Below are 25617 nucleotides of genomic sequence, written 5' to 3'. Positions count from 1 at the left end.
GTGCACGTCGACACGTTCGGGCCGGGTAAGGGACCCGCGCTGCTGCTCGTCCACGGCTGGGGCGGCGACGGGCACGAGTGGCGGCACCTCGCACGGGCCTGGGCCGGTCAGGGCCGGCTGGTCCTGGTGCCGGAGCTGCGCGGCCACGGCCGTACGCCCCCGGGAAAAGGGGGTTGGTCTCCACGGGAGTTCGCCGCCGATCTCGCCACGCTCCTGCGCCGGGCCCGCACCGGGGCCGTCACCGCCGTCGGGCACTCGATGGGCGGCCAGGTCGTCACCGCGCTCGCGGTCGAGCACCCGGAGCTGGTGACGGCGCTGGTGGTGCTCGACCCGGCGTACGGCGCCGACGCGGACGAGCTGCGAAGGCTGCCGGACGAACAGCGGGCGCTGCGCACCGAGGGTGCCTCATGGGCGGTGGAGTTCGTCCGCGGCGCCCTCTCCCCGCACACCCCCGCGTCCGCGCGTGAACGGCATCTGCAGCTGATGGCCGCCATGGACCCGCAGATCCTGGCGGCCTGCCGCGAGCAGCTGTACCTGGCGCCAGACTCCTTCGGGTCCCGTCCGGCCGCGCGCCGCTACCTCGCGCGCCGCCGCTGCCCGGTGCTCGCGGTGTACGCGTCCGAGCGAGCGGCGGCATGGGAGCGGGAGCTGCCGTCGTACCCCGGCTCGCACGTCGTGGCGTGGCCGCAGTGCGGGCACTATCTGCACGAGGAGCGACCGGAGACGCTGGTCGCGCTGGTGGCGGAGTGGATGGCCGAGCTCACGCCCCCCGGGACGGGGACGTGGCGGGGTCACCTGCTCAGCCGGTGACGGCGGTGACAGGCCCGCTCACGCACGCTCCCCGCGCCGGGAGGAGTCGGCGACCGGGATCCCGAAGTCGGGGGTGCCGTCGGACTTCCAGCCCAGGGCCTGGACGCGGGTGTGCCGGTTCGGGTCGTTCAGCGGGTCGCCCTCGATCTCCTTGTACTGCCGCGCGTGATAGACGAGCAGGTCGGTCTTTCCGTCCTCGGCGACGGTGAAGCAGTTGTGCCCCGGCCCGTACTGGCTCGTACTGTCGTTGCTGGTGAACACCGGTTCCTTGCTCTTCGTCCAGGACGCGGGATCGAGCAGGTCGGCGTCGTCCGGCGCGGTGAGCAGGCCCATGCAGTAGTTGGCGTCGGTGGCGCTGGCGGAGTAGGTCATGAAGACCCGTCCGTTGCGCTGCAGCACGAACGGCCCCTCGTTGACGGAGAAGCCGATGGTCTCCCAGCTCAGCTCAGGGCGTGAGAGCCGTACTTGGGGCCCGGTGAGGGTCCAGGGGTTTCCCATCGCGGAGAGGTAGATGTCGGTGTTGTTGTTCTCCGAGGGGTCGTGCTGCGCCCACGCGAGATAGCGGGTGCCGCGCTGCACGAAGGTGGTGGCGTCCAGGGAGAAGCTCTCCCACTGCGTCCGGATCCGGCCCTTTTCGGTCCAGGTGCCCCGGAAGGGGTCGGCGGAGGTGTTCTCCAGGACGTACGGGCGGATCGCCCACTGGTCCTGGGAGCTTCCGGCGGCGAAGTAGATGTACCACGCGCCGTCGACGAAGTGGAGCTCCGGCGCCCAGATGTGGTTCGCCATCTCGCCGCTGGCGTGCGCCCGCCAGAGCACCTTCTCCGGCGCATTCGCGAGCCCGTTGACGGTCTTCGCACGGCGCAGCACGATCCGGTCGTACTCGGGGACGGTCGCGGTGAAGTAGTAGAAGCCGTCGGTGTGCCGCATGATGAGGGGGTCGGCGCGCTGCCGTACGAGGGGGTTGGCGTAGGTGGGCGCGGCGGCGGTGGGCGGGGCGCCTGCCGCGCGGGCCGCTCCGGTCGTACCGAGCGCGGCGAGCCCGATCCCTGCGGCCGCACCGGCCGCTCCCTTCAGTACGGTCCTGCGGCTGGTCACGTAAGTCACTCCTCGGAGGGGACGGCGGGTCGGTCGGGACATTACGGTCCGCATGAGGCGAGGTCAGCGGCGCGGGACGAACCCGAAAACTTTCGGCGCCGTCTCGCGAGCCCGGCTCACCCGGCGGCCGTACGCACCCGCACCAGCCGCGCCGCGGGCGCGCTCGGCAGCGTCACGTGCAGCCCCTCACCGCCCGGCGTCAGCCGGACCTCCCCCTCCGGGAACCGTGGATAGACGGTGGTCACCTCTTCCGCACCCGGCGGCAGCGGCACCACGCACGCGCTCGGTGCGCCCGCACGGCGCCAGACGGCGAGCAGCGTGGTGCCCGGCGTCTCCAGCGCGAGGGCCAGCCAGTTGTCGCGCCAGCCCGGCAGCCCGAGCGGCCAGCGGGGCACTGCCTGCGGCAGCAGTGTGCGATAGGAGCGGTAGGCGGCGACCGCGGCGGCGACCAGTGCCCGCTGCCCCGGGTCCAGCAGATCGGCACGCCCGCTCAGATGGATGCGCCCGAGCATGGCCGTCACCATGCAGAACGCAAGCTCCTCCGGACCGTGTCCGGGGCGGGGATACGCCCACATCGCGCCCTGTTCCGGCGGTACGGCGGCGGGCGCCGCCGCGGCGATGGGGGGCAGCAGGAGCTCGTCCTGCTGGTCGGTGAGGGACTGGAGCTGGACGTGCGCGAGGGTGGCATGGTCGGTGCGCATCCCGCCCGCCGCACAGCCCTCGATCGTCAGTTGCGGATGCCGCTCCAGCAGGCCGTCGAGCCAGCCGAGGTAGGCGCGGTTGTGCTCCAGGAGCCCGTGCCCCGGGCCGTGCGGGGCGCTGTCGGTGCCCGCGCCGATGTCGATGTTGTGGTCCAGTTTGAGGTAGCCGCAGCCGAACTCCTCCACCAGCCGGTCGACTACGGAGTCGAGGTGTGCGACGGCGGCGGGGTGCCGCAGGTCGAGCTGGTGGCGCCCCCACTCGACGGCACGCCGCCCGCCGCGCCGGAAGAACGCCGCCTCGGGAAGCGCGTCGGCGACCGGGCTGCGCACCCCGACGACCTCCGGCTCCAGCCACAGCCCCGGCACCATCCCTGCGGCCTTGATCGCGTCGGTCACCTCGGCGAGGCCACCGGGGAACCGGGAGCGGGCAGGGCTCCAGGCCCCCACGCCGTCCCACCATCCGGGCACCCCGCCGGGCCCTTCGCCGCGCCGCTCGTCGTCGTACCACCCGGCGTCGACGCAGAAGACCTCGGCGCCCGCCTCGGCCGCCGCTTCGATCAGCGGCAGCAACCGCTCCGTCGTCGGGTCGCCCATCAGGCAGTTCATGAAGTCGTTGAAGACGACGGGGAGTTGCCGGTGATCGGGGTGCGGGCGCCGACGGGTGGCCCTGCGGTGCCGCGTCAGCGCGCCGAGCGCGGCCTCCCGGTCGGGGGCGAGCGCGACGGTGGTGGGGACCGTGCGGAAGGACTCGCCGGGCTCCAGCCGTACGGACCACTGGTGCTCGCGGGAGGCCGGGCCCGACAGCAGCAGATAGACGTCGTCGTACCGGTCACCCAGCTCGGCGTGCCAGGAGCCGTTGTGCTCGATCTGCCAGGCCAGCACCCCCGTGGGCCCGGCCACCCACCCCGTCGGGAGCCACTCCGACGACGGCCAGGCACCGCAACTGGTCCACGCGGCACGGCTCTTCGTGCCCGTCTGTCCGAACCGCGTCATCCCCACGTCCGGCACCCCGAGGTCGCCGAGCGGCGCCCCGGCGAACCGGTACTCGCCGCTCCACGGATTCCGCGCCGTCCACACCCGCAGCTCCCGCTCCCATGCGGACCCGGCGCCCAGCAGTCCGGCCACCCCGCCGCACACGAACGAGGACACCCGCTCGACGGTCACCGCGCGTGCGCCCGCCCGCAGTTCGGCCCAGGTGCGGAGCGTGGGCACCCCGGGGCCGCCGAGGCGATAGTGCGCGGCCACCCGCAGCCGGCTCTCCGGGTCGGTCAGATGGACGACGAGATGGCGGGGTTCCGCCGGGTCGTGCGGTTCGCCCGGGTCCACCTCGTGCCGGACGTAGCGCAGCCGTCTGCCGGCCGCCCCGTCGACGTGCCGCTTGCCGGAGGTGCCGGTACTGCCCTCCCCCGCGAGCGCGACCTCGACGAGGGGAAGCGCAGCACGGGCGGCCCCGTCCCCGAGGGCGCCGAGCCCGCCGAGCAGCACCTGTCCGCCGGAGGCGCGGGCGAAGTGCAGCGTGATCCCTCCGGGCCCGCCCCAGCTCTCCGGCGGAACGACGGCTTCGGACATGGGGCGGCCCTCCTAGGTGCGCGGAATACGCCGCCCCACGCTCGCACCGTTCGTACCGCACCGAGAAGCCCGGCCCGGCGACGCGAAACTTTCGCCGCCGGAACCGCGCTCACGGCCTCGGTGTCTCGCTCTCGCGGTGCGTACCCAGTGCTTGCGCCAGCGCGGTCGGCAGCGGCGCCTCGTGCAGGATGCCGAGGGTCTGGGTGGCGCGGGTGAGGGCGACGTAGAGGTCGCTCGTACCGAACTCGGCGGGCTCGACGACCAGGACACGGTCGAACTCGAGGCCCTTGGCCTGGCGGGGGGCGAGCAGGACGAGGTGCTGGGTGAGGTCCGGCTCCGCGCCCGCGACCACGCCGGGCAGCCGGGCGGCCAGCGCCTCGTGCAGGCGGCGGGGCGCGATGACCGCCAACCGGCCCTCGTCGGGGGTCTGCGCCCGCGCCGCCTCGGCGACCGCGTCCGGCAGTTCGCCGGCCACCTGCCCGGCCCAGGGGTGGGTGCCCGTGGAGCGGACCGAGGAAGGCGGCTCGAAGCCGGGCTGCCGGGCGCGTACGACGGTGGCGGCGAGCTCCATGATCTCGGCGGGGGTGCGGTAGTTGACGCCGAGCCGGGTGTGCTCCCAGCGGTCAGCGACGTAAGGGGCGAGGATGTCCTCCCAGGAGCCGACCCCGGCCTCCTCGCCGGTCTGCACGGGATCGCCGACCAGCGTCATGGACCGGGTCGGGCAGCGCCGCATGAGCAGCCGCCAGGCCATGGGGGACAGCTCCTGCGCCTCGTCGACGATGATGTGCCCGAAGGCCCAGGTGCGGTCGGCGGCGGCCCGTTCGGCCGCCGTACGGTGGTCGGCCTCCTCGTGGCGCTCCGCCATGCGCTCTGCGTCGATGATGTCGTGCGCGGCGAGGATCTCCGACTCGCCGTCCTCGAACTCGAACGACTCCGAACCGCGGCCGACCTCCAGCACTCCCTCCGCGTACGCGATCCGCTCCTGGCGTTCGGCCTCGGCCGCCGCCTGCTGTGCGCTGTCGTCCTCGCCGAGCAGTTCGGCAGCCTCGTCGAGCAGCGGTACGTCCGCCGGGGTCCAGTCGGCGGGTGAGGTGACCGGGCGGCGGATCGCGGCGGCGTCCTCCTCGGGCAGATGGGTGGGTTCGGCCAGATAGTCGGCGACGAACTCCTCGGGCGTCAGCTCGGGCCACAACTGCGCGATCGCCGCGTGCACGTCCGGGCTGGCGGCGACGGCCTTGCCGAGCTGCGCGACGTCGTCCGGGCCCAGCAGGTTGGGGCCGCCGTAGGGGTCGGTTCCGATACGTTCGACGAGCTGCGCCGTGAGCGCGTCGATGATGCGGAAGGCGAAGTGCGGGCGGGCGAGGTTGTGCTGGAGCCGGGTGGCGCAGGCGGCCTCGCGCGCCTCGTCGACGAGATGCCAGTCGAGTACGAGATCGCCGTCGTCGTGCGGGACGACGATCGGCTCGCCCGGCTCGGGCACCTGCTGCCGGTCGCGTACGGCCAGCCGCAGGGCCTCCGCGATCTCGGCGCGGCCCTTGACCACGGCGGCGCGCGGACTGTCGGTGCCGCGTGCCTCGAGGCCCGGGTACAGCTCGCCGAGGGTGGCCAGCAGCACGCCGGTCTCACCGAGCGAGGGCAGCACTTCACCGATGTAGGAGAGGAACGCCGGGTTCGGGCCGACGATCAGTACCGCCCGCTTGGCGAGCAACTCGCGGTGTTCGTAGAGCAGGAACGCGGCCCGGTGCAGCGCTACGGCGGTCTTGCCGGTTCCGGGGCCGCCCTCCACGACGAGGACGCCGGAGTGCGGGGCACGGATGATGCGGTCCTGCTCGGCCTGGATGGTGCGCACGATGTCGCTCATCCGCCCGGTGCGGGCCGCGTCGAGAGAGGCGAGGAGGACGGTGTCGCCACTGGGGTCCTCGTGACCGGTGCGTTCCGCGTCACCCAGGTCGAGCAGCTCGTCGTGCAGTTCGGTGACCGTACGGCCGTGGGTGGTGATGTGCCGCCGCCGGCGCAGGCCCATGGGAGTGTGCCCGGTGGCGAGGTAGAAGGGGCGGGCCACCGGAGCCCGCCAGTCGATGAGGATCGGCGTGCGCTCGGCGTCGTCCTCGCGGATGCCGATACGGCCGATGTGGTGCGAGGCGCCGTCGGTGAGGTCGATACGGCCGAAGCACAGCGAGCCGTCCACCGCGTTCAGCGCGGCCAGCAGCCCCGAGCGCTCCGCGACGCGTACGTCCCGCTCGACTCGTGCCTGCCGAGTGTTGCCGTCCGGCTGCTGCGCCTCCTCGACGGCCGACGCGGTCTGCGCACGCAGCGCATCGACCCGCGCATAGAGATGGTCGATGTAGTCCTGCTCGTGCTGCAACTCAGCGCTTCCCCGGTTTGACAAAACGGCTCCCTGCCCGGTACATTTCTTTTCAGTCGACGGCCCTTTCCGAAGGGCCTTTTCTGTGTTTCGACACAGAGAAACTCCGAGCATAGCCAAGGAAATCCCCGGGCCGCAACGCGGCACCGGGGATTTCCTTGGCCGCGCTCACAGGACGCGGGCCGTACGAGACCGGGCTCCAGAACCCGGCCCGCAGGACTCATGGCTCAGGCGAGCGCCTCCGCACGGTCGTCGTGACCGTGGTCCTCATGGGCGCAGGCATCGTCGATGCCGTACGTGTCCCATTCCGGGAAGGGGTCATCGGCCGGAGCGCTCTCGCCCTCGGCGAGCAGGCAGGCGCTCAACGCCGCTTGCAGCGCTTCGGGGCGCAGCCCGGAGCCGATGAACACCAGCTCCTGTCCCCGGTCCTCCTCGTCCCGGACGCCGGCCGGCTCGAACCGGGCCACCGAGCCCGCCTGCGACCACAGGCCGCTGACGTGCGGACGGTCGGCCAGCCAGAAGAAGCCCTTGGACCGCAGCACTTGGCCGAATGCGCCGCTGTCGAGTCCTTCGGTGACGAACTCCCACAACCGCCCGGCATGGAAAGGCCGGGCGGAGCGGAAGACCATGCTGGAGATTCCGTACTCCTCGGTCTCCGGCACATGGTCGCCGTTGAGTTCGCGGACCCAGCCTGGTGCCTGCGAGGCACGGTCGAGGTCGAACAGGCCCGTTCCGAGGACTTCGTGCAGGTCCACCTGCCCGTGCCGGGAGGGGACGATCCGGGCCGCGGGGTTGAGCCGGGCGAGTGCGGCCCGCAAGCGCTCGGCTGCTGCATCGTCGACGAGGTCGAGCTTGTTGAGCACGATGACGTCGGCGAACTCGACCTGGTCCGTGAGGAGATCGCTGACGGTCCGCTCGTCACCGTCGTACTGGTCGAGCCCTCGCTCCACCAGCCCGTCGCCTCCGGCGAGTTCGGGGAGGAAGTTCGCCGCGTCGACGACGGTGACCATGGTGTCGAGCCGGGCCAGCTCGCCGAGAGTGGCCCCGTCGTCGCGCGGAAAGGCGAAGGTGGCGGCCACCGGCATGGGCTCCGAGATGCCGCTGGACTCGATGAGCAGGTAGTCGAAACGGCCCTCGCGCGCGAGCCGGTCGACCTCCTCCAGGAGGTCGTCGCGCAGGGTGCAGCAGATGCAGCCGTTGGTCATCTCGACCAGGCGTTCCTCGGTCCGGGACAGGGCGGCCTCACCGCCGCGGACGAGTGCGGCATCGATATTGACCTCACTCATGTCGTTGACGATCACCGCCACCCGGAGGCCCTGCCGGTTGCCCAGGACGTGGTTGAGCAAGGTGGTCTTTCCCGCGCCGAGAAAGCCGGAAAGCACGGTGACGGGCAGCCGGTCGCGCCTCACAGTTACTCAGTCCTCCGGCCGCAGCAGACCGCGCTCGTACGCCTTGACCAGCCGCTGCGGCACCCGGTGAACCTTCCCGTCGACCGTGACGGGCACGAGCTGCGGCGTCTCGGCCTTCCACTGCGACCGGCGGTGCCGGGTGTTGCTGCGGGACATCTTCCGCTTGGGCACGGCCATGAGAAACCTCCTGGTGTGGTGACGACGATGACGACCTCGGCAGGTTAATGGAAATGACTTTCATCAGCAATTCGGGTGCGCCCGCCCCGAAGGGCTGAGGGGCGGACGGCCGAAAGGAGGCGCTCAGGCCGCCGGGATGTACGCCAGCCCGTGTGCGCCCGGCTCTCCGCCGCTGGATACCGGCAGCGTGGCGAGAGGGCGCAGGGCCAGCAGGTCCACCACTGTGACCGTGGAGGACAGCACGTTGGCGACGTAGGCCAGCGAGCCGTCTGGAGACGAGGTGACGGTCAACGGGAACCGGCCCACCTCGACCTGGCCCAGCAACTCCGCGCCGGAGTCCGGCCGGGAGTAGACGTTGAGCACGCCGTTGATCTGGGTGCCGAGCCCTCCCCCACCGGCGCCCGGCGGAGCCATCCGCAGCTCGCCGGTGAGCACCAGGCCCTGACTCGTCGTGTGGACGGGGAAGTTGACGCCCTGCGTCGGGAGCGTGCGGACGATTCGCTGCTGAGCTGTGTCGATCACCACGATTCCGGCGTCGGTCGGCTCTGTGGCGGAGAAGTCGCCTTTCGGGGTTGCCACGAACACGTACCGGCCGTCCGGCGAGATGTCGATGCCTTCGCTGCCCGGCACCGGGATGCGGTCCAGCAGCTGCCCCGTCTCCAGTTCCACGACGGAGACGTACGGCGCTTCCTTGTTGGCCGTGTACGCGTGCCGTCCGTCCGGCGTCACCGTGAACCAGTGCGGGCCCGGCGCCGCGACCGGGACGCGGCGCAGCACCTTCCGGGAGCCGGGGTCCAGGGCGAGCAGCGCGCCGGGAGCGGAGTCCGTCGCTTCGACGCTGGTGTAGAGGACATCGCGGTCGCGGTCCAGGACGAGACCGTGCGGCGCGTGCTCCGGGGTGAGATCGATGACATCGACCATCCGCTGTTCGTCCGGGTCGATCACGGCGATCTCGTGGGCTCGTCCCGCGTTGCTGTGGTAGTAGCCGGAACGGTAGGTGATCGAGCAGTACAGCAGCCGGCGCGCCGGGTCGAAGCAGAGCTCGTGCGGTTCGCTGGGCAGCTCGACCCTGTTGAGTTCGCGGTACGGGCCGACGGAGAAGAACGTGACGCTGGGCCCGCTCTGGCTCACAACGGCCAGGAAGTCGTTGTTGGACATGACCAGCACTCTGCGACACCTGGACAGCTGAATCCAGTGCAATCTCTGCAAGGTGTCATTGCGTCAAGCGCAATTGCATGCGCCGCTGCTCACCAAAGCAAAACTTGAAGGTTGAACTTCGAATGGGCCGGTCGCGCACGTGGTAGACGCCGAGTGCCGGCCGCCGCTCGGCGGAGGCCCATCACACAGAGCAGGGGAGCTTGGATGGAGTACAGACAGTTGGGCCGTTCCGGCCTGCGGGTTTCGGTCCTGACGATGGGGACGATGACGTTCGGTGGCCGGGACGTGTTCGGGAACGTCGGCTCCACGGACGTCGCCGGGGCGCGGCGTCAGGTCGACATGTGCCTGGACGCGGGCGTCAACGTCTTCGACACGGCCAACATCTACTCCTCCGGGCTCAGCGAGGAGATCCTCGGCGAGGCGGTCAAGGGCCGCCGGGAACGTCTCCTGCTGTCCTCCAAGGTGCGCATGCCCATGGGAGACGGCCCCAACGACCAGGGGCTGTCCCGGCATCACATCATCGACCAGGTCGAGGGCAGCCTCCGCAGGCTGGGCACGGACCACCTGGACATCTACCACGTCCATCAATGGGACGGTCTCACCCCGCTGGAGGAGACCATGGAGGCGCTGGACTCCCTGGTCCGGACGGGGAAGGTCCGCTATCTCGGGGTGTCGAACTACTCGGGGTGGCAGCTGATGAAGGCGCTCGGCGTCGCGGACGCGCACGGCTACCAGCGCTTCGTCAGCAACCAGATCTACTACTCGCTGGAGTCCCGCGACGCCGAGTACGAACTGGTGCCGCTCTCGCTCGACCAGGGACTCGGGATCATGGTGTGGAGCCCGCTGGCCGGCGGGCTGCTGTCCGGCAAGTACCGGCGCGGCCAACAGGCCGACGGCGGCAGGCATCTGACCGACTGGGACGAACCGCCGGTACGGGACGAGGAGAAGCTGTACGACACCATCGGGACCGTCGTCGACATCGCCGCCGCGCACGGCGTCTCACCCGCCCAGGTCTCCCTCGCGTATCTGCTCGCGCAGCCCGGGGTGACCACCCTGGTCATGGGCGCCCGCAACGACGAGCAGCTGCGGGACAACCTCGGTGCCGTGGACGTCCGCCTCGACGCGGCGGACCTCGAACGGCTCGACAAGGTGAGCGCTCCCGAGCTGATCTACCCGCACTGGCACCAGGCCCGGCTCGCCGCCGACAGGTTCGGAACCCCGGACCGCGCGCTGCACCGCCACAGCCGGGACGGAGAAGCCTGACGCCCTGGAATCCGCCGGGAGTTCGGCCCCGTCCCAGGAGCCTGATCAGGGGCGCTGGGCGAAGACGTGCAGCATCTTCTCCAGCGCCGCCGGGGTCGAGGTCAGCGTACGGCCGTGCCTACCACGACATCAGATCGCCCGGCCTGCTCACTTTACGGAGCCGTAGGGCTGTGGGCGCGGGCGGTGTGGTGGGCGAGGGGAGCGTGCGGGTCGCTGCCGAGGGGGGTGTGGTCGGTGTGCACCGTCGCGGCGGTCAACCGGGGCACCGCGTGGATCAGGGCGTGCTCCGCCTCCACGGCCAGGCCGTGGGCTGTGACGACCGTCAGATGGGCGTCGACGACGATGTCGGCCTCCGCACGCAGCGTGTGGCCGATCCACCGCATCCGCACCTGTCCCACGCCGCGGACCCCGGGCACCGCGCGCAGCGCCGTCTCCGCGGTGGCGACCAGTGCGGGGTCGACGGAGTCCATCAGCCGCCGGTAGACCTCCCGGGCGGCGTCCCGCAGGACGAACAGGATGGCGACCGTGATCAGCAGACCGATGACCGGGTCCGCGAACCGCCAGCCGAGCGCGGCGCCGCCCGCGCCCAACAGGACGGCCAGCGAGGTGAAACCGTCGGTGCGAGCGTGCAGCCCGTCGGCGACCAGGGCGGCCGATCCGATCCGCCGGCCGGTGCGGATACGGTAGCGGGCGACCCACTCGTTGCCCACGAATCCGACCAGCGCCGCGCCGGCGACCGCCCACAGGTGCGTGATCTCCCGCGGGTCGAGCAGCCGGTCCACCGCCGCCCACGCGGCCAGCGCTGCCGACGCGGCGATCGTGGCGACGATGAGGACGCCGGCCAGGTCCTCGGCCCGGCCGTAACCGTAGGTGTAGCGGCGGTTGGCCGCCCGCCGTCCCAGTACGAAGGCGATGCCCAGCGGCACCGCGGTCAGCGCGTCGGCCGCGTTGTGGATCGTGTCCCCGAGCAGCGCCACCGAGCCGGACAAGGCGACGATCAACGCCTGCAGGACCGTGGTCGCACCGAGGACGGCCAGCGAGATCCACAGGGTGCGCATCCCCTCCCGAGAGGTCTCCATCGCCGCATCCACCTTGTCCGCCGCCTCATGGCTGTGCGGTGTGATCAGGTGGGCCAGCTGGTGGCGCAGCTGGGAGACGTACGTGCGGTGGTGGTGAGTGTGGTTGTGCTCTCTGCCCTCCATGACGGCACGGTGGCACAGAAAACCGATTGCGGCTACAGCGGTCTTACGGGGTCTGACCAGCTGCGATGCCCTCGCAATTACTCACAGCGCCCCGGAGCCGGAGGATGGCGTGCGAGGGCTCCGGCGGAGGCCACGACCGACGTCGTACCGCGGTGCGGTGAGGCCCGGCGACGGCCCCGGGACGGACACGGGTCCGAGCGCGGACCGCGAACCAGCCATACATACCGACCGGTTGGTGACCGAGGTCGCGGTGTGCGGCGGCGGTCCTGGTGCGCGGCAGGCTGGTCGACCCGGGGGTGGCGCGGCCGCGTTCGTGCGGTCCTGCCTCGTGGAGGTGGAGGTCGTGGCGGCGCCGTTCCGTCCGGCGGGAGGTGTTCGGCCCCGTGGCCACCTTCGAGGTCTTAGACGACGAGGCCGAGGCGGTCGCCCGCGCGAACGCGACCGATTACGGGCTCGCCGCCGCGGTGCGGACCCAGGCGTGGAGTGCCCGGCGCGGGGTCGCCCGCGAGGTCGACGCGGGCACCGTCACCTGGTCCACCCGCTGTGAGCCGCGCCGGGTGCCGCATTGCCGTCAGGGGGTCACGACGATCTTCCCGTGCACGTGGCCCTCCTGGCTCAGCTGGAACGCGTCGGCCAGCCGGGTGAGCGGGAACGTCTCCGCCACCCGTACCGTCAGCTTGCCCGCGTCGGCCAGGTCGGCCAGCTCGGTCAGGTCGCCGCTGCTGGGGCGTACCCACATCCACTGGCCGCCCGCCTCTGTCACCGTGTTGTCCGCGATCGAGGCGTGCCGGCCGCCCTCGGCCAGTACGCCGAGCGTGGCGTCGAGGACGCCGCCGACGAAGTCGGCCACCACATCGGCTCCGTTCGGGGCGATCTCGCGCACCCGGTCGGTGAGGCCGTCTCCGTAGGCGACCGGCTCGGCTCCGAGTTCGCGCAGCCGGTCGTGGTTGGCCGGTGACGCCGTGCCGATGACGCGGGCGCCGAGGGCGCGGGCGATCTGCACGCCGAGCGAGCCGACTCCCCCTGCCGCGTTGTGGATCAGCACCGTCTCGCCCTCGCCGGTACCGAGCCGGGTGAGCGTCTGGTACGCCGTCAGGCCGGCCAGCGGCAGACCCGCCGCCTGCTCCCAGGAGAGCGAGGACGGCCGGCGGGCCAGGCAGCGTACGGGCACGCTGACGAACTCGGCGAACGTCCCACCGTGCACATAGTCCTTGCGGGCATAGGCCATCACCTCGTCCCCGACGGAGAACTCGGGCGCGTCGATGCCGACCCGCTCGACGACGCCCGCGACGTCCCAGCCGGGTACGGCAGGGAAGACGGTGTCCATCAGATCCCGCAGCCCGCCCGCCATGAGCTTCCAGTCGACGGGGTTGACCGCCGCGCACCGCACTCGGACGAGGACCTCCCCCGGCCCCACCTTGGGCAGCGGCTGCCGCGTCGCCGACAGCACCTCGGTGCCGCCGAACCATTCGTACGTCATGGCCTGCATGGTGTCGCCGGTGGAGTGGCCTTCGCCCATGGTCGTCGCTCCCTTTCGATCAGTTCGGGTCAATCAATTCCGGTCTCTGGCGCGGGTCACAGGAGTCGCATGCGTCCCCTGCTCCACCCCTAACCCACTGCGGTGATACGTAACACCGTTCCCCCGGCCGGAAGCGCCCTGCGGGGAAGGCCGGAAGGGGCGTACGGAGAAGGAGGCAGATGGCCGAGGGCTGGGATGTGATCATCGTCGGGGCCGGCTCGGCCGGCGGCGTGCTGGCCAACCGGCTGAGCGAGGACCCGGCGCGGTCGGTGCTGCTGCTGGAGGCGGGCCCCGACTACGGCTCCCGAGCCGAGGACCAGCCGTACGACGTGGCACTGAGCCCCGCCTCGACCCCCACGCACGACTGGGGTTACCGGAGCGAACCGGACGCTCTCGGCCGCACCGTGGAGCTGACGCGCGGCAAGCTCGTGGGCGGGTCGTCCGCGATCAACTCCGCGATCGCGCTGCGCGGAACCCCCGGTGACTACGACTTCTGGGCGCGGCAGGGCGTGCCCGAGTGGTCGTATCCGCTGCTGCTGCCCTCCCTGTGCCGCGTCGAGACGGACCTGGATTTCGGCACCCACCCCTGGCACGGTGCGCACGGCCCGGTGCCCGTCGGCCGGTATCCGGAGCGAGCGCTGACCCCGTTGCAGCGGGCGTTCATGGATTCCTGCTTCTACGACGGCCAGACCCGTACGCCGGACCACAACGCGCCGGACGGGCTGGGCGCGGGCCCCGTGCCGGTCAACCGGCGTCACGGGGTGCGGCAGAGCACCGCGCTCACCTATCTCGCCGCTGCCCGTACCCGCCCCAATCTGACGGTGCGGGGTGGTGTCACCGTCGACCGGGTACTGATGCGCGGCCACCGTGCGACCGGTGTGCGGCTGGCCGACACCGAGGGCACCGCCCTGCACGCGGACCGGGTTGTCCTCGCCGCCGGGGCCTACGGCAGTCCGCTGCTACTGATGCGCTCGGGCATCGGACCGGCCGCGCATCTGCGGCAGACAGGCATCGATCCGCTTGTGGGCCTGCCCGGCGTCGGCAGCAACCTCCAGGACCATCCGACGGTGACGCTGGAGTACGCGGTCACGGGCGTGCCCGTGCGGGCCGCCGACCCGGTGCTCCAGGCCTTCCTCGTCCTCCCCGGCCACCACATCTTTCCCGAGGGGCCATATGCGACCGAGGACGGCGGCGCAACGCTCAACGTGTTCGTCGCCGTGCTCCGTCCGCGCTCACGCGGGCGGCTGTGGCTGCGCTCGTCCCGTCCGGACGATCCGCCCCGGATCGACCCGGCTCTGCTGCGGGAGGAGGAAGACCTGCGGGAGATGACGGCAGGCGTACGGCTGGCCCGACGGCTGCTGGACGCCCCGCCGCTCGTCGGCCTGCTGGGCGGCGAACGCGTTCCCGGCCGGGACATCGATGACGACGACGCGGTGGCGGACGCCTGTCGCCGGCTCGTCGCCGGCTACCAGCACGCGGCGGGGACCTGCCGGGCGGGCCCGGCGGACGACCCCGAGGCCGTCGTCTCCGCCTCGGGAGCCGTCCACGGCACCGAGGGCCTGTACGTGATCGACGCCTCGGTCATGCCGACGCTCCCCAGCGCCAACACCAACCTGACCACGATGGCCCTCGCGGAGCTGTGCGCACCCTGACGCTGCTGGGGGTGCCCCTGTCCGAAGCGTTGTCGGCTGCGGCTGGGTTGTGGCTGGTCGCGCAGTTCCCGCGCCCCTGACGGGCAGGTCTCCCCCTGCACTGCGAAGCTTGGGCAGTCTGCTCCCCCAGACTCCGTCCGGGACGTACCCCCAGGGCATGCCGGGTACGCAAGCGATAATCGGGGCATGAGAGTCCCGCGCAGCCACGCAGCAGGCCCCGACCTGGCCTCCGTCGCCAAGCTCCTGGCCGACGGCACACGTGCGGGCTTCTGTCTGGCCCTGCTCGACGGCCGCGCGTGGACGGCGACCGAGCTGGCCCGTCATGCGGGGGTGGCCGCCTCCACCGCGACCGAGCACTTGAACGCGCTCGTCCGCGGAAACCTGCTCGTCGAGGAGCGGCAGGGGCGGCACCGCTATGTGCGGCTCGCCGACCCGCACGTCGCCGAGCTGGTCGAGAACCTCGCCGCGCTGGCGCCCCAGCGCCGCACGCCGCCCCGCACGCTGTCGGCGGTCGGCCGTCGGCAGGCCCTCGCGCACGCCCGCACCTGCTACGACCATCTCGCCGGAACCGTCGGGGTCGCGCTCACCGACGCGCTGACCGAACGGGGCCTGCTGGACTGGGACAACGGTCTCCGGCTCACCGGCGAGGGTGACGCCTGGCTCGGCGCACTGGGCATCGCCGTCCCGGCCGGCACACGCAGGCCGTCGGTGCGGTCGTGCCTGGACTGGACCGAACGCCGCCCCCACCTGGCAGGCGCCGTCGGCGCCGCCCTGTGCCGCCACGCGTTCGACGCGGGGTGGATCACCCGTATCGGCACCACCCGGGCGGTGACCGTCACGCCCGCAGGCCGGCGCGCCCTCCGCGACCACCTCGGCCTGCCGGACGAGCTCCTTTCGCCGAAGTGAACCCTCCGGCCGCGCGTCACGGCTCCGGGGTGTGCAGCGGGAGGAGATCGGGGCGCTTGGCCTGGATGTTGTCGCCGGAGGACTCGCCGCGCAGCCGACGGCCGATCCAGGGCAGCAGATACTGGCGGGCCCAGTACAGATCGTCCCGGCGTGAGGTGGCGGCGGGGCCCGGTACGGTCGGCCAGGGCTCGTCCGGGCTCGCGGGCGGTTCCATGCCCAGCACTTCGGCACACCGCATCGCGACGCGCCGGTGTCCCTCGGGAGACAGATGGAGGCGGTCCTCGTCCCACGCCCTGCGGTCCTGGACGCCCCGCATCGACCACAGATCGAGCACAGGGCAGCCGTGCCGGTCGGCGACCGCGCGCAGATGACCGTTGTACGTGGCGATCCTGCCCCGAAGATGGCGCAACAGCGGGAAGTTGCGGGTGTCGAAGCCCGTGCACACCACCACGGTGCCGACGCCGGTGAGCAGTTCGGTCAGTGCGGCTTCGTAGCGTTCGGCGAGGGCGTCCGGGTCCGAGCCGGGCCGCAGAATGTCGTTGCCCCCGGCGCAGAACGTCACCAGATCGGGGGCGAGTTCCTTGGCGCGGGGCACCTGCTCCGCGATGATCTGGCCCAACAGCCGCCCGCGTACGGCCAGGTTGGCGTAGCGGAAGCCGTCGGGGGCCTGTCCCGCCAGAAGCAGGGCGAGCCGGTCGGCCCAGCCGACGAAGACTCCGTCGGGTCCCGGATCTCCGACACCTTCGGTGAAGCTGTCCCCGATCGCTGCGTACGAGGCGATAGGGGTTGCCGTATCCGAGGACCACTTACCTGTCGCACCTGTCACGATACGCATTTCATCAAAGAGGGCCGACACGTACGAAAGCGGGGTGCACCGGACGTCCGGTGGGCTTTGCGGGGTGCTCCGGCACCGGCCCTGATCAAGGTAGGTTTGCCGAGTGAGCGCACGATTCGAGGAACTCGACTGGCGACCGACCCCACTGGGAGCCATCAGCCTGCGGCGCCGTCGGGACCCTGCCTCCGGTGCGGACGTGTACGAGGTCAAGCTCGACGACGACTTCCTGATGACCAGCCTCTTCACAGAGGGCGAAGTCGCGCTGGCCCGGCTCGGTCTGGCCGAGGCACCTCAGGGCGAGTTGGACGTCGTCGTAGGCGGACTCGGCCTGGGCTACACCGCCGAGGCGGCGTTGCGAGACCCTCGGGTGCGCTCGCTCCTGGTGGTCGAGGCACTCGGCGAAGTGATCGAGTGGCATGAGCGGCAGCTGGTGCCGGTGGGCGCCCGCTTGTTCGGGGACACCCGGTTCCGTCCGGTGCACGGGGACTTCTTCGCCCTCGCCGCGGACCCCGAGGGCTTCGACCCGGAAGCGCCGCAGCGGCGCTTCCACGCGATCCTGCTGGACATCGACCACTCGCCGCAGCATGTGCTGCGGCCGAGCAACGCGGCCCTCTACGAGCCCGCCGGTCTGCGCCGCCTCGCCCGGCATCTGCACCCCGGCGGCGTCTTCGCCCTGTGGTCGGACGATCCGCCGGAGCAGCGTTTCACCGCCGACCTCGCCGAAGTGTTCCCGGGCGCCCGGGCCCACACCGTCACCTTCGACAATCCCTTGCACGGCGGCACCTCGGCCAACACCGTCTACGTGGGTCGCACTCCGGCGGCATAGCCGCGCAGCGCGCGAGCGCGGCCAGGCCGAGTCCAGCAGATCTTGGCCCGCCCCTCCGCTGGCAAGCGCAGCCCCCTGCCGGGTACGCAAGATCCGCCGGAAAAGCCCTGGCCGGAGGCCGGTGCTCCGGCTGGGGGTCAGCCGTGGCCGGGTGAGGGTTCCAGCAGCTGGTCGACCTGGTGTCGGAGGATGGCCAGCGCCGTCGCGGATGAGTGGTGACCTGCGACGACGTGGGCGGTCAGGCCGTCGGCCAGGGCGAGGAGCGCGTGTGCTTCACGAGCGGGGTCGAGGTGTTCGGCGACCTCTCCGGTGTCCTGGCCGTACCGGAGAAGCCAGGCGATCAGATCGTGGAGCTTGCCGTAGGTGTCGTGCAGGACGGCGGCCAGTTTCTCGCTGGCCGGAGCATGGGCGACAAAGGCCAGCCAGACGTGTGCCTCTCGCCTCGACTCCTCGTCCAGGAGGGCGAGTTCGGCCAGCGTGTGGGACAGCAGGGTGGCCGCGGCCTGCGGTGTGGAGGTCGCGGCAATGCGCTGTTGTGCCCGTTCACTGACGTACTGGGTGAGGTGTTCCAGCGCGAAGAGAAGCATCTCCTCCTTGGTGCGGAAGCTGCGCTGGACAGCCCCCATGGACACGTCGGCCTGCGCGGCGACATCGCGCAGGCTGACCGCCTCCATGCCGGAGCGCGCGATCAGGGTGCAGACCGCCTCCGCGATCCTTCTGCGCCGGTCCTCGTAGTCGACCTGCCTGGGCACGGTCCACTCCTCTCCGCGTTCTGATGCACTTGCATCGTATCGACTCTCCCTGCAGGATGTGATGCGACCGCATCGGAACCGATGCGCCGACAACTGCCGCACCGACACCGGAGAAACATCTCGCCATGGCGAACCAGCTGAAGAACCGATCCAAGAAGCCGGACACCACATCAGGGCAGGGACTGCTGTTGCTGTTCGGCACCATCCTCGTCGTCCAGGGATTCGGCTCCGCCATCACTGAGGCCGGGTGGGACACCAGCTTCGGCGTCGCGGGCCTGCTCCGCGCGGCCGATCTGCCCGAGTGGGCAACCCTCCTGGTCGGCTTCGCGGGCGCCGCCCTGCTGGCAGTGGTGGCGCGCCGCAACTACGCGAGGAAGCGCGCGGCCGGCCGCCCCTGAGGGCTGACCGGCGGGCCGGTACGACGTTTGCCTGGTCGGGACCGCCGCGCGACCCTGAAGACAGAGGTACCTGCACGCCAGAGGGGAAGAAGGTGCCCTTGATGCGCAAGGTAGCGGACTGCCGGGATTACCCGAGCGAGTCGAACTGCACGCTCACCATTGCCGGTGAGGAGGACGAGGTGGTCCGGGCCGCCGCTGAACACGCGGCTTCCGTCCACGGTCACACCGACTCGCCCGAGCTGCGCGAGGAAGTGCGCAAGATGCTCAAGGACGAGAAGACGCCGCAGACTGCCTGATCGTCCGCTCTTCTGGGCGACGGCCCGGTTGTCCGGGCCCTCGCCCACTCTGGCCCCGCTTCACACCGTCCTGGTCATGAAGGCGCTGTTCGGATCCGGCCGGTAGTCGGCGAACGGCTCGCAGTACTGGAATCCGAATTTCTCGTACAGCCTGCGCGCCGGCAGGAAGAACTCGGCCGATCCGGTCTCCAGACTCAGCCGGGTGAAACCCATGCCCTCGGCCTCGGCGATGATGTGCCGCAGCAACATCGACGCGATCCCGCTTCGCTGCCGGGTCGGTCTGATACGCATCGATTTCAGTTCCGCGTGGGACGGGTCCAGCATCTTGATGGCGCCGCATCCGACCAGGGTGTCCTCCTCCAAGGCCGACCAGAACGTCACTTCCGGCTTCCGAAGGCCGTCGAGATCCAGCGCGTGCTTGCTCTCCAGCGGTGTGAGGGACCGCATCTGCTGGACGTGCTCTTCGAGGAACTCGGCTATCTCCGGGCCGGAGAGATCGTCCACGGCGATGGTCAACCTGCTCAACTTCGCTTACCTCCGGGTCACGAGGTCCGGTGCCTCGAGGAGCCGCGGCACCGGCCCTTTCCTCTGCGAGCTGGGCTGCTCGCCGCCGAGGCTAAGTTGATCACACCGGGCGAAGCCACTTCTTTCGGAACGGCCCGTACAGCGGGAAGGGGGCCGGCCGCTGTCCCGCCTGTCCGGGACAAGGTGTACAGACGCCGCTGAGCTGCAGGGACGGGGGGCCGCCGTCCGGGACAGTACATTGCTCTTCCGTCGGCCGGAGCCGCGCCGAAGGATCTGGGCCATGCGGTACTTCCTCCGTTGCGGCAGCTGCCGGGCCACTGGTCGTCCCTCAACCACGGGGGGTGAGGGACGGCCGGTCGTCGGTCACCGGTCACCAACGGGCCGCGCAGTCGGGCGAGCGCCCACCAGCGCGGCCGAGAGGCGGTCATTCACTCGCGGGCTCGATACGGAACATCTGGTGCCGGCCCGAGGTGCAGCGCTGGGCGACAGCCTCCGTGCCCTCGGCTGTCACGGGGCGCGCGATACCGACACAGCGGCCGTCCTCCGTCCGCAGGGCGTACGCGTCCTTGCCCCGTACGGGTACGAGGCGGAAGAGGTCGGCGCGGTCGCACGCGTCCCAGGGCTCCAGCAGATCCTTGGCCGGCCCGGTACCGAGGACCTTGAGGCAGCCGGTGCCGAACTCGGGGTGGTGCCACTGGATGCGGTGCCGTTTGCTGCCCGGCTCCGGGGTCAGCTCGGTCGTCTGCGGCTGTGTCCGGTCGCAGGGGCGTTGCACGGCGACCTGCGAGTCGTAGCGCCTGTCCGGGACGTGTCCGTCGGTCACACACAGGCGTGGGGCGGAGAGGGGACGCAGCCGCACCGCACCGCGCGGCACATCGGTCGCCGCTCCGGTCTCGTCGGCGGAGGAGTCCTCCGCGGCGTCCGTGAGAGCCGCCGAGCGGGGCCGGGGCTTGTCGCCGCCGGACTCGTCACCGCGGGTGCCGAGCACTCCGGCCGTGGCGGCGAGCAGTACCGCGACCGCGAGCGGGACCAGCAGACGGGGCCGCAGCAAGTGCCGCGGCAGCCGTCGGATCCGGGGAGCACCGGTGGCCGATGCGGTTGCGTCGGCGGCGCCTGCGGGAGCGCCGGGATCGGCAAGAGCGCCGTCGTCCCGGCTGGAGGCGGCGGCACCGGACGCATCGGCTCCGCCCGGGGAACCGGCGGCGTCGTCGACCTCGCCCCGGGCGAGGCGGTCACGTGTCCGGAGCCACGCCGTCAGTTGCTCCTCGTGCCCGCAGGCGCGGACGAACGCGGCAAGCAGCTCGGGCCTGGGGAGCCTCCTGCCGCTGAGCATGGATGAGAGAGTGCTGCGCGGAAGGTAGTCACCGGCCGCGGCAGCCCGCTCCTCCAACTGCCGCAGCGTAAGACCCGACGCCTCCTTGAGCTGCCGCAGGCACTCCAGGAACTCGGAGACGTCCTGAGCACGCGGTAACCCGGTCTTCTCCTGGAAATCCATGCGGTACCCCTATCAGACCGGTGCCCGCCTGACTACTGTCACGCGACGCTGCTGCCGCAGGACACGGCTGGTCCGCGGTCCGCAGGGGGTCACGCCCTTGCACTCTCCGGTGCAGAGACCGGTACGCAGAGACCGGCCGAACCGCCGCCAGGCCAGGCGTCGTCCGTGCAATTGGGCGAAGTACAACGGCTGGAACCTCCGCAACCGTGGCCGCGCGACTGCCAAGATTCGCGGCGCGTACGCTGGACACATGGCTGACCCGAAACAATCCGAGCTCGACGCCCTGTACGAGGACGCGAACGCGGGCGTGAACGAAGCACGGCAGCGCGTCCGCGACGCAGCGGCCGGAAAGGACAGCGCCCGGCTCGACACCGCGCTGGACGAACTGGAAGCGGCGCTGGCCCATCGCGAGGCCGCGCGACTCCGGACTCGGGAAGACGCCTGGATCCTCACAGCTCTGGGAGCGGCGAACGCGATCGACCCGGAGTTCCACGGCGGCGACCCGACGCAGCTGTCCGACACGACAGATACGAACGGCGACGACACGCCGCTCGCCAGCTGAACCGTCCGCCCGCCCCAGCCTCCCCGCCGGTCTTCCGTCCCCCTCTTCCCCCGCCTCCCCGCCGGTCTTCCGTCCCCCTCTTCCCCCGCCTCCCCGCCGGTCTTCCGTCCCCCTCTTCCCCCGCCTCCGTCGCCGCATGGCACCCCGTCCCTGAGTACTGCCCCTGACGTACCGCCCCTGTCGTCTCGCTACGGCAGGGGTTTCGCTGTGGCGCGCTCCCGCCCGCCCGGCGATGTCCCGTGTCCGCCGACGGCCCGGTCAGCGGTTCAGTGTCCGCGGGGTGCGTACATGATGACTGCCATCCCGGCGAGGCAGATCAGCGCGCCGATGACATCGAAGCGGTCGGGCCGGTAGCCGTCGGCGACCATGCCCCACGCGATCGACCCGGCGACGAAGACCCCTCCGTACGCCGCGAGAATGCGCCCGAAGTTGTCGTCGCTCTGCCACGTCGCCACCACTCCGTACAGGCCGAGCGCGATGACGCCCGCACCGATCCATAGCCACCCCTTGTGCTCCCGGAGGCCCTGCCAGACGAGCCAGGCCCCTCCGATCTCGAAGAGAGCGGCGACGGCGAACAGGGCGATGGAGCGGGCAACAAGCACAGCGAGGTCTTTCCGGCGGACGGGGGCAGGGAGTCGTCTCCAGCATGCCGTGCCGGGGCAGTGTCCGGCTTCTGAGACGCACGCGATGCGGACCGACGTCGACGGCCGACACTTCGGGAGCGGACTGCGGATGCCACTCGAGGGGCGTTGTCACACCGTGCTGGCAGGATCGCGTCCATGACGACTGCTGAACGGCCGATGCCGCCCCTCGACGCCGACGAGCGCACGACTCTGGAAGGCTGGCTGGACTTCTACCGGGCGACGCTGGCCATCAAGTGCGAGGGCCTCACCGAGGAGCAGCTGCGCAGCACCTCCGTCCCGCCCTCTCCGATGACCCTGCTCGGCCTGGTCCAGCACATGGCCGAGGTCGAACGCAACTGGTTCCGCCGCGTGCTGATGAAAGAGGACGTTCCGCCCATCTACCCGCCCCGGTCAGCCGACTCCAGCGGTCACGACGACGGCTTCGGCCTCTCCGACGAGATCTCGTTCGCAACCGCCCACGCCACCTGGCAGAGCGAGATCGCTCAGGCCCGCGCCAACTGTGCCACCCGGCAACTGGACGACACCGCCCCCTTCATGGGCGGTCAGGTGAGCCTCCGGTGGATCTACACCCACATGGCAACCGAATACGCCCGCCACAACGGTCACGCCGACTTCCTCCGCGAGCGCATCGACGGGGCCACCGGCGCCTGACCGACGGGCCTCCCGCTTGCCCGCGAGGAAAATCGGGTGTCGGGGGCGCGGGCGTGCGGCGTACTTTCGGGGGATGGCGTACGGAAATCCGGCGACGCGGCGGTCCCATCATGTGTGCGTGGACTGCCGGGCGTCCTACAAGCGCAACGGGTCACCCGCACCGTGTCCGGAGTGCGGGCGGCCCCTGACGGATGCCGGTACGCAACTGGCGGTGCCGCCGCGGCGGGACCGGGACGGCTGGCGGGCGCTCGCCGCCGTGCTCGACGCGGGACTGCGATTCCACCCGGAGCCCACGGCGGCGAAACCTGCACGGGGCGGACTCGGGTAGGGGGTGCCCCTGCCCGATGCTCGCGGGCTGCGGGTACGTAGTGGCTGGTGGGGGCACCTCCCGGCCGGAGGCTGGGGGAGCAGTTCCCCGCGCCCCTGACGGGGCGGCAGCCCCCCATGCGGGGTACGCAAGAGGCGCCGGACAACCTCTAGCGGCGGCGGTCCCACCGGTGCGGGTCGTCCTCCAACTCGGCGCGGTTCCAGCCGCCGTGCTCGGCTGCTGCCTCATAGGTGGTCTGGAGGAACTCGGTCAGTACGCGATCCGGGTCGTCGGCGGTGCGTACTGCTTCGTAGGGCAGCAGGAACTGGCCGTTCTGCTCGCTGTAGAAGGCGTCGGCCGGAAGGACGGGATGGTCCCGGAAGCCGTCCGGCTCGGGATAGGCGTAGGCGTAGAAGGCGCCCTCCTCGCCGCCGGGCCAGAAGCCGCAGCTGCTCAACTCCCGGGAGTAGCCCTCCACCATCACCCAGTCCCCGCAGTGCGGCGCCCCGCCCGGATGGGTCGGCGCCGGGCGGCCCGAGAATCTGGTGCAGGCCAGATCCATGGCGCCCCAGAAGAAGTGCACCGGACTGACCTTGCCGACGAAGCGGGCGCGGAACTGTCCCAGCACCCGGTGGGCCTGGAGGAGCTGACGCCAGAACAGGTGGGCTGCCTGCGGGTCGTAGGAGGCGTGGACGGTGTCCTCGGGAAACGGGATCGCCTGCTCCACCTCGTTGGGCCACGGCTGCATCGGGGTCTCGACGCCCAGCTCGTGCAGGGCCCGCACGGTCTCGTCGTAGAACTGTGCGACGGGTTTGGGCTCCAGTTCCAGCCGGCGTGCGGTTCCCTCACTGGTGCGGATGTGGAGCTGGTGGTCGATGAAGTCGAACTCGATGTCGAAGGCGCCGGTGCCGTACGGGATCGTCGATGTCGTGAGCCCTCGTGGGGTGACGTACAGCGTCACCTGCCACCAGTGGTTGACCAGGGGAGCATGGGCCAGGCGGATCTTGCCGACGATCTGCGTCCACATATGGAGGGTGTCGCGGGTCCCGGTCCAGTCCGCCACCCGCAGCTTCGGCCACGCGCTGCGTGAGCGCATCGTCATCTGTTCCGCCACCGCCGCCTCCTTCGCCGCCCTCCCCCCGATGGTGGGCCCGGTCCGGCGGGCCGACAACTCGAGAGCTCCGGGCCGTGAGAGCCGGGCAGACCGACGACGTTCCGCATTCTCTCGCGGGCGCAACGTGACGGTTCGGCTCAGTGCGCCGGGACGAGGTCACCGGTGAGCGGGACGGCGGGGACCCGGGTGTTGGTGACGAGGGTGAGGCGGGGACCGTGCGGGCCCCGCTGCCACTGGCCTCCGGCCAGGGGAATCAGGGCGACGTTCGGTGTGGGTCCCTGGGTCCAGTCGAGGGTGCCGACAACGGTGTCGGTGCGGGTCTTGGCGAGCGCACGGGCGACGGCCGCGCGGTCGGTGGGGTCTGCGGCGGCGGCCAGCGCGTGGTGGGCGACCTCCAGGAGGGCGTGGGCCAGGCCGAGGGGCTGGAGCCAGAGCTGCCCGGTCTCCTTCTGATAGGCGCGGGCCAGCTCGGCGCAGGTGGTTCCGTCCAGACTGGAGCGGTAGGGGTGCTCGGGGCTCCAGTAGACCAGGGTTGCCACCTTCGCCCCGGCCAACTCGTCGTGCGCCTCCCGGGCGCGCGTGGTGAGAGTGTGCGGGTATGTCAGCCAGCGCGAACAGGTGATCAGCCGCGGTACCGGCCCGGTGGTGCGGGCCTGGCGGAGGAACAGCGCGAGGTCCGCCGCGGTGGCGGCGCTGGTGAGGATCTCGGCGCCTTGCTCGCGCAGTTGGGCGAGGTGGGAGTCGAAGCCGGTTGCCGGTTCGCGGTAGCCGCCGGGGTCGACGAGAGTGTGGCCGCGTGCGAGAGCCGCCGGGAGGAAGCCGAACCGTTCGTGGCGCAGCAGCCGTCCCTGCAGGTCGTCGTTCCACAGGCAGCCGACGGTCCGCCGCACCCCCAGCCGCTCCCACATGTCCGCGAAGACGCCGGCGATGTCGTCCAGCCCCCAGGCGAAGTGGTAAGTCCACCGGAAGGTGCGCAGCGGGTCGCCCCCGCGCGCGTATCCGTACGCCTGCCAGGGGAAGGTCGTCGATACGCATGGCACCCCGAGCTCTTCGCAGGCGTCGGCGGCGGCCGGCAGCACCTGCGTGCCGGCCATGGTGAGGACAATGTTCGCCCGCTCGTCGTCGGCCAGATCGCGTACGGCCTGGCGAGCGCCCTCAGGGAGCGAGCGGCTGTCGCGTACGGCGATCCGTACGTCGTAGGCGCGGCCGCTGTTGTGGAGGCGCACCATCCTGCGCGCCGACGACCGTACGGCGAACGACAGTGGCTCGCCCAGCGGTGCGAGCCGCCCGGTCAGTGGTGCCACCACACCGATGCACACCCGCGTCGCTGCCCCGGCCATGGCCACCACCGCTCTCCTGCCGCTCTTTGGAAACCCGCTGCAGGGA

24 protein-coding genes and 1 pseudogene are annotated in these 25617 nt (G+C 71.3%); 10 read left to right on the top strand and 15 right to left on the bottom strand.

Features of this window, described 5'->3' with window-relative positions; translation table 11 throughout:
* Positions 1-810, top strand: a complete 810-nt coding sequence (locus ACTWQF_RS19885; protein ID WP_443280911.1) for an alpha/beta fold hydrolase — start codon at positions 1-3, stop codon at positions 808-810.
* Positions 811-828: 18 nt separating this feature from the next.
* Here the strand turns inward: ACTWQF_RS19885 and ACTWQF_RS19880 are convergent, their stop codons facing one another.
* From ACTWQF_RS19880 to ACTWQF_RS19855, 6 genes are all read right to left on the bottom strand, one after another.
* On the bottom strand, positions 829-1947 hold the full coding sequence (locus tag ACTWQF_RS19880; RefSeq protein WP_443280977.1) for a glycoside hydrolase family 43 protein: 1119 nt from the start codon (positions 1945-1947) through the stop codon (positions 829-831).
* 74 nt (positions 1948-2021) lie between these two features.
* Positions 2022-4175, bottom strand: coding sequence for an alpha-galactosidase (locus tag ACTWQF_RS19875; RefSeq protein WP_443280910.1), 2154 nt, complete (start codon positions 4173-4175; stop codon positions 2022-2024).
* A 109-nt stretch (positions 4176-4284) separates the two neighbouring features.
* Positions 4285-6540 (bottom strand): HelD family protein, encoded by a 2256-nt coding sequence (locus ACTWQF_RS19870; protein WP_443280909.1) that lies wholly within the window; start codon positions 6538-6540, stop codon positions 4285-4287.
* Between the two features lie 227 nt (positions 6541-6767).
* Complete coding sequence (locus ACTWQF_RS19865) at positions 6768-7949, bottom strand: GTP-binding protein (protein WP_443280908.1); 1182 nt, start codon at positions 7947-7949, stop codon at positions 6768-6770.
* 6 nt (positions 7950-7955) lie between these two features.
* Entirely contained in the window at positions 7956-8126 is a 171-nt protein-coding gene (rpmF, locus tag ACTWQF_RS19860; RefSeq protein WP_443246947.1) for a 50S ribosomal protein L32, read from the bottom strand.
* 123 nt (positions 8127-8249) lie between these two features.
* Complete coding sequence (locus ACTWQF_RS19855) at positions 8250-9284, bottom strand: YncE family protein (protein ID WP_443280907.1); 1035 nt, start codon at positions 9282-9284, stop codon at positions 8250-8252.
* A gap of 204 nt (positions 9285-9488) precedes the next feature.
* On the opposite strand from ACTWQF_RS19855, the gene ACTWQF_RS19850 reads away from it, so the two are divergent.
* Positions 9489-10547: an aldo/keto reductase gene (locus ACTWQF_RS19850; protein WP_443280906.1), complete on the top strand. Its 1059-nt coding sequence runs from the start codon at positions 9489-9491 to the stop codon at positions 10545-10547.
* Positions 10548-10699: 152 nt separating this feature from the next.
* On the opposite strand, the gene ACTWQF_RS19845 is transcribed toward ACTWQF_RS19850, so the two are convergent.
* Positions 10700-11749, bottom strand: a complete 1050-nt coding sequence (locus ACTWQF_RS19845; RefSeq protein ID WP_443280905.1) for a cation diffusion facilitator family transporter — start codon at positions 11747-11749, stop codon at positions 10700-10702.
* Between the two features lie 269 nt (positions 11750-12018).
* Between ACTWQF_RS19845 and ACTWQF_RS19840 the strand changes: the two are divergent.
* A pseudogene (locus tag ACTWQF_RS19840) lies at positions 12019-12237 on the top strand (aldehyde dehydrogenase family protein); the annotation flags it as partial.
* 83 nt (positions 12238-12320) lie between these two features.
* On the opposite strand, the gene ACTWQF_RS19835 reads toward ACTWQF_RS19840, so the two are convergent.
* Positions 12321-13238 (bottom strand): NADP-dependent oxidoreductase, encoded by a 918-nt coding sequence (locus ACTWQF_RS19835; protein ID WP_443280976.1) that lies wholly within the window; start codon positions 13236-13238, stop codon positions 12321-12323.
* A 209-nt stretch (positions 13239-13447) separates the two neighbouring features.
* On the opposite strand from ACTWQF_RS19835, the gene ACTWQF_RS19830 reads away from it, so the two are divergent.
* The gene (locus ACTWQF_RS19830) at positions 13448-14920 is read left to right on the top strand and encodes a GMC family oxidoreductase (protein ID WP_443280904.1); all 1473 of its coding nucleotides are present in this window, start codon (positions 13448-13450) and stop codon (positions 14918-14920) included.
* 186 nt (positions 14921-15106) lie between these two features.
* Complete coding sequence (locus ACTWQF_RS19825) at positions 15107-15826, top strand: ArsR/SmtB family transcription factor (RefSeq protein WP_443280903.1); 720 nt, start codon at positions 15107-15109, stop codon at positions 15824-15826.
* Between the two features lie 16 nt (positions 15827-15842).
* Here ACTWQF_RS19825 and ACTWQF_RS19820 read toward each other — a convergent pair whose 3' ends face one another.
* A complete protein-coding gene (locus ACTWQF_RS19820) occupies positions 15843-16652 on the bottom strand; it encodes an SGNH/GDSL hydrolase family protein (RefSeq protein ID WP_443280902.1) in 810 nt (269 codons plus the stop codon).
* A 112-nt stretch (positions 16653-16764) separates the two neighbouring features.
* On the opposite strand from ACTWQF_RS19820, the gene ACTWQF_RS19815 reads away from it, so the two are divergent.
* Positions 16765-17487, top strand: coding sequence for a spermidine synthase (locus ACTWQF_RS19815; RefSeq protein ID WP_443280901.1), 723 nt, complete (start codon positions 16765-16767; stop codon positions 17485-17487).
* Between the two features lie 137 nt (positions 17488-17624).
* Here ACTWQF_RS19815 and ACTWQF_RS19810 read toward each other — a convergent pair whose 3' ends face one another.
* Complete coding sequence (locus tag ACTWQF_RS19810; RefSeq protein WP_443280900.1) at positions 17625-18239, bottom strand: TetR/AcrR family transcriptional regulator; 615 nt, start codon at positions 18237-18239, stop codon at positions 17625-17627.
* 125 nt (positions 18240-18364) lie between these two features.
* Between ACTWQF_RS19810 and ACTWQF_RS19805 the strand changes: the two genes are divergently transcribed.
* Both ACTWQF_RS19805 and ACTWQF_RS19800 read left to right on the top strand, forming a co-directional pair.
* Positions 18365-18637: a hypothetical protein gene (locus tag ACTWQF_RS19805; RefSeq protein ID WP_443280899.1), complete on the top strand. Its 273-nt coding sequence runs from the start codon at positions 18365-18367 to the stop codon at positions 18635-18637.
* Positions 18638-18738: 101 nt separating this feature from the next.
* Positions 18739-18933, top strand: a complete 195-nt coding sequence (locus ACTWQF_RS19800) for a DUF1059 domain-containing protein (protein ID WP_443280898.1) — start codon at positions 18739-18741, stop codon at positions 18931-18933.
* Positions 18934-18993: 60 nt separating this feature from the next.
* Here ACTWQF_RS19800 and ACTWQF_RS19795 read toward each other — a convergent pair whose 3' ends face one another.
* Together ACTWQF_RS19795 and ACTWQF_RS19790 are read right to left on the bottom strand one after the other, a co-directional pair.
* A complete protein-coding gene (locus ACTWQF_RS19795; protein WP_443280975.1) occupies positions 18994-19449 on the bottom strand; it encodes a GNAT family N-acetyltransferase in 456 nt (151 codons plus the stop codon).
* Positions 19450-19882: 433 nt separating this feature from the next.
* Positions 19883-20953 carry a helix-turn-helix domain-containing protein gene (locus ACTWQF_RS19790; protein WP_443280897.1) on the bottom strand — a complete coding sequence of 357 codons (1071 nt, stop codon included), beginning with the start codon at positions 20951-20953 and terminating at the stop codon, positions 19883-19885.
* A gap of 250 nt (positions 20954-21203) precedes the next feature.
* Between ACTWQF_RS19790 and ACTWQF_RS19785 the strand changes: the two genes are divergently transcribed.
* Complete coding sequence (locus ACTWQF_RS19785) at positions 21204-21515, top strand: hypothetical protein (RefSeq protein ID WP_443280896.1); 312 nt, start codon at positions 21204-21206, stop codon at positions 21513-21515.
* Between the two features lie 266 nt (positions 21516-21781).
* Here the strand turns inward: ACTWQF_RS19785 and ACTWQF_RS19780 are convergent, their stop codons facing one another.
* Positions 21782-22117 carry a YnfA family protein gene (locus tag ACTWQF_RS19780; RefSeq protein WP_443246933.1) on the bottom strand — a complete coding sequence of 112 codons (336 nt, stop codon included), beginning with the start codon at positions 22115-22117 and terminating at the stop codon, positions 21782-21784.
* 177 nt (positions 22118-22294) lie between these two features.
* On the opposite strand from ACTWQF_RS19780, the gene ACTWQF_RS19775 reads away from it, so the two are divergent.
* Positions 22295-22810 (top strand): DinB family protein, encoded by a 516-nt coding sequence (locus tag ACTWQF_RS19775; protein WP_443280895.1) that lies wholly within the window; start codon positions 22295-22297, stop codon positions 22808-22810.
* 476 nt (positions 22811-23286) lie between these two features.
* Here the strand turns inward: ACTWQF_RS19775 and ACTWQF_RS19770 are convergent, their stop codons facing one another.
* Together ACTWQF_RS19770 and ACTWQF_RS19765 are read right to left on the bottom strand one after the other, a co-directional pair.
* Positions 23287-24213, bottom strand: a complete 927-nt coding sequence (locus ACTWQF_RS19770; protein ID WP_443280974.1) for a DUF5996 family protein — start codon at positions 24211-24213, stop codon at positions 23287-23289.
* Positions 24214-24368: 155 nt separating this feature from the next.
* Positions 24369-25571: an ABC transporter substrate-binding protein gene (locus tag ACTWQF_RS19765; RefSeq protein WP_443280894.1), complete on the bottom strand. Its 1203-nt coding sequence runs from the start codon at positions 25569-25571 to the stop codon at positions 24369-24371.
* Between the last annotated feature and the right edge of the window lie 46 nt (positions 25572-25617).

This window comes from Streptomyces sp. 8N114 (assembly GCF_052245835.1).
Lineage (GTDB): Bacteria > Actinomycetota > Actinomycetes > Streptomycetales > Streptomycetaceae > Streptomyces.
The sequence above is the reverse complement of the archived record's forward strand: the minus strand, read 5'-3'. Positions and strand labels throughout refer to the sequence as shown.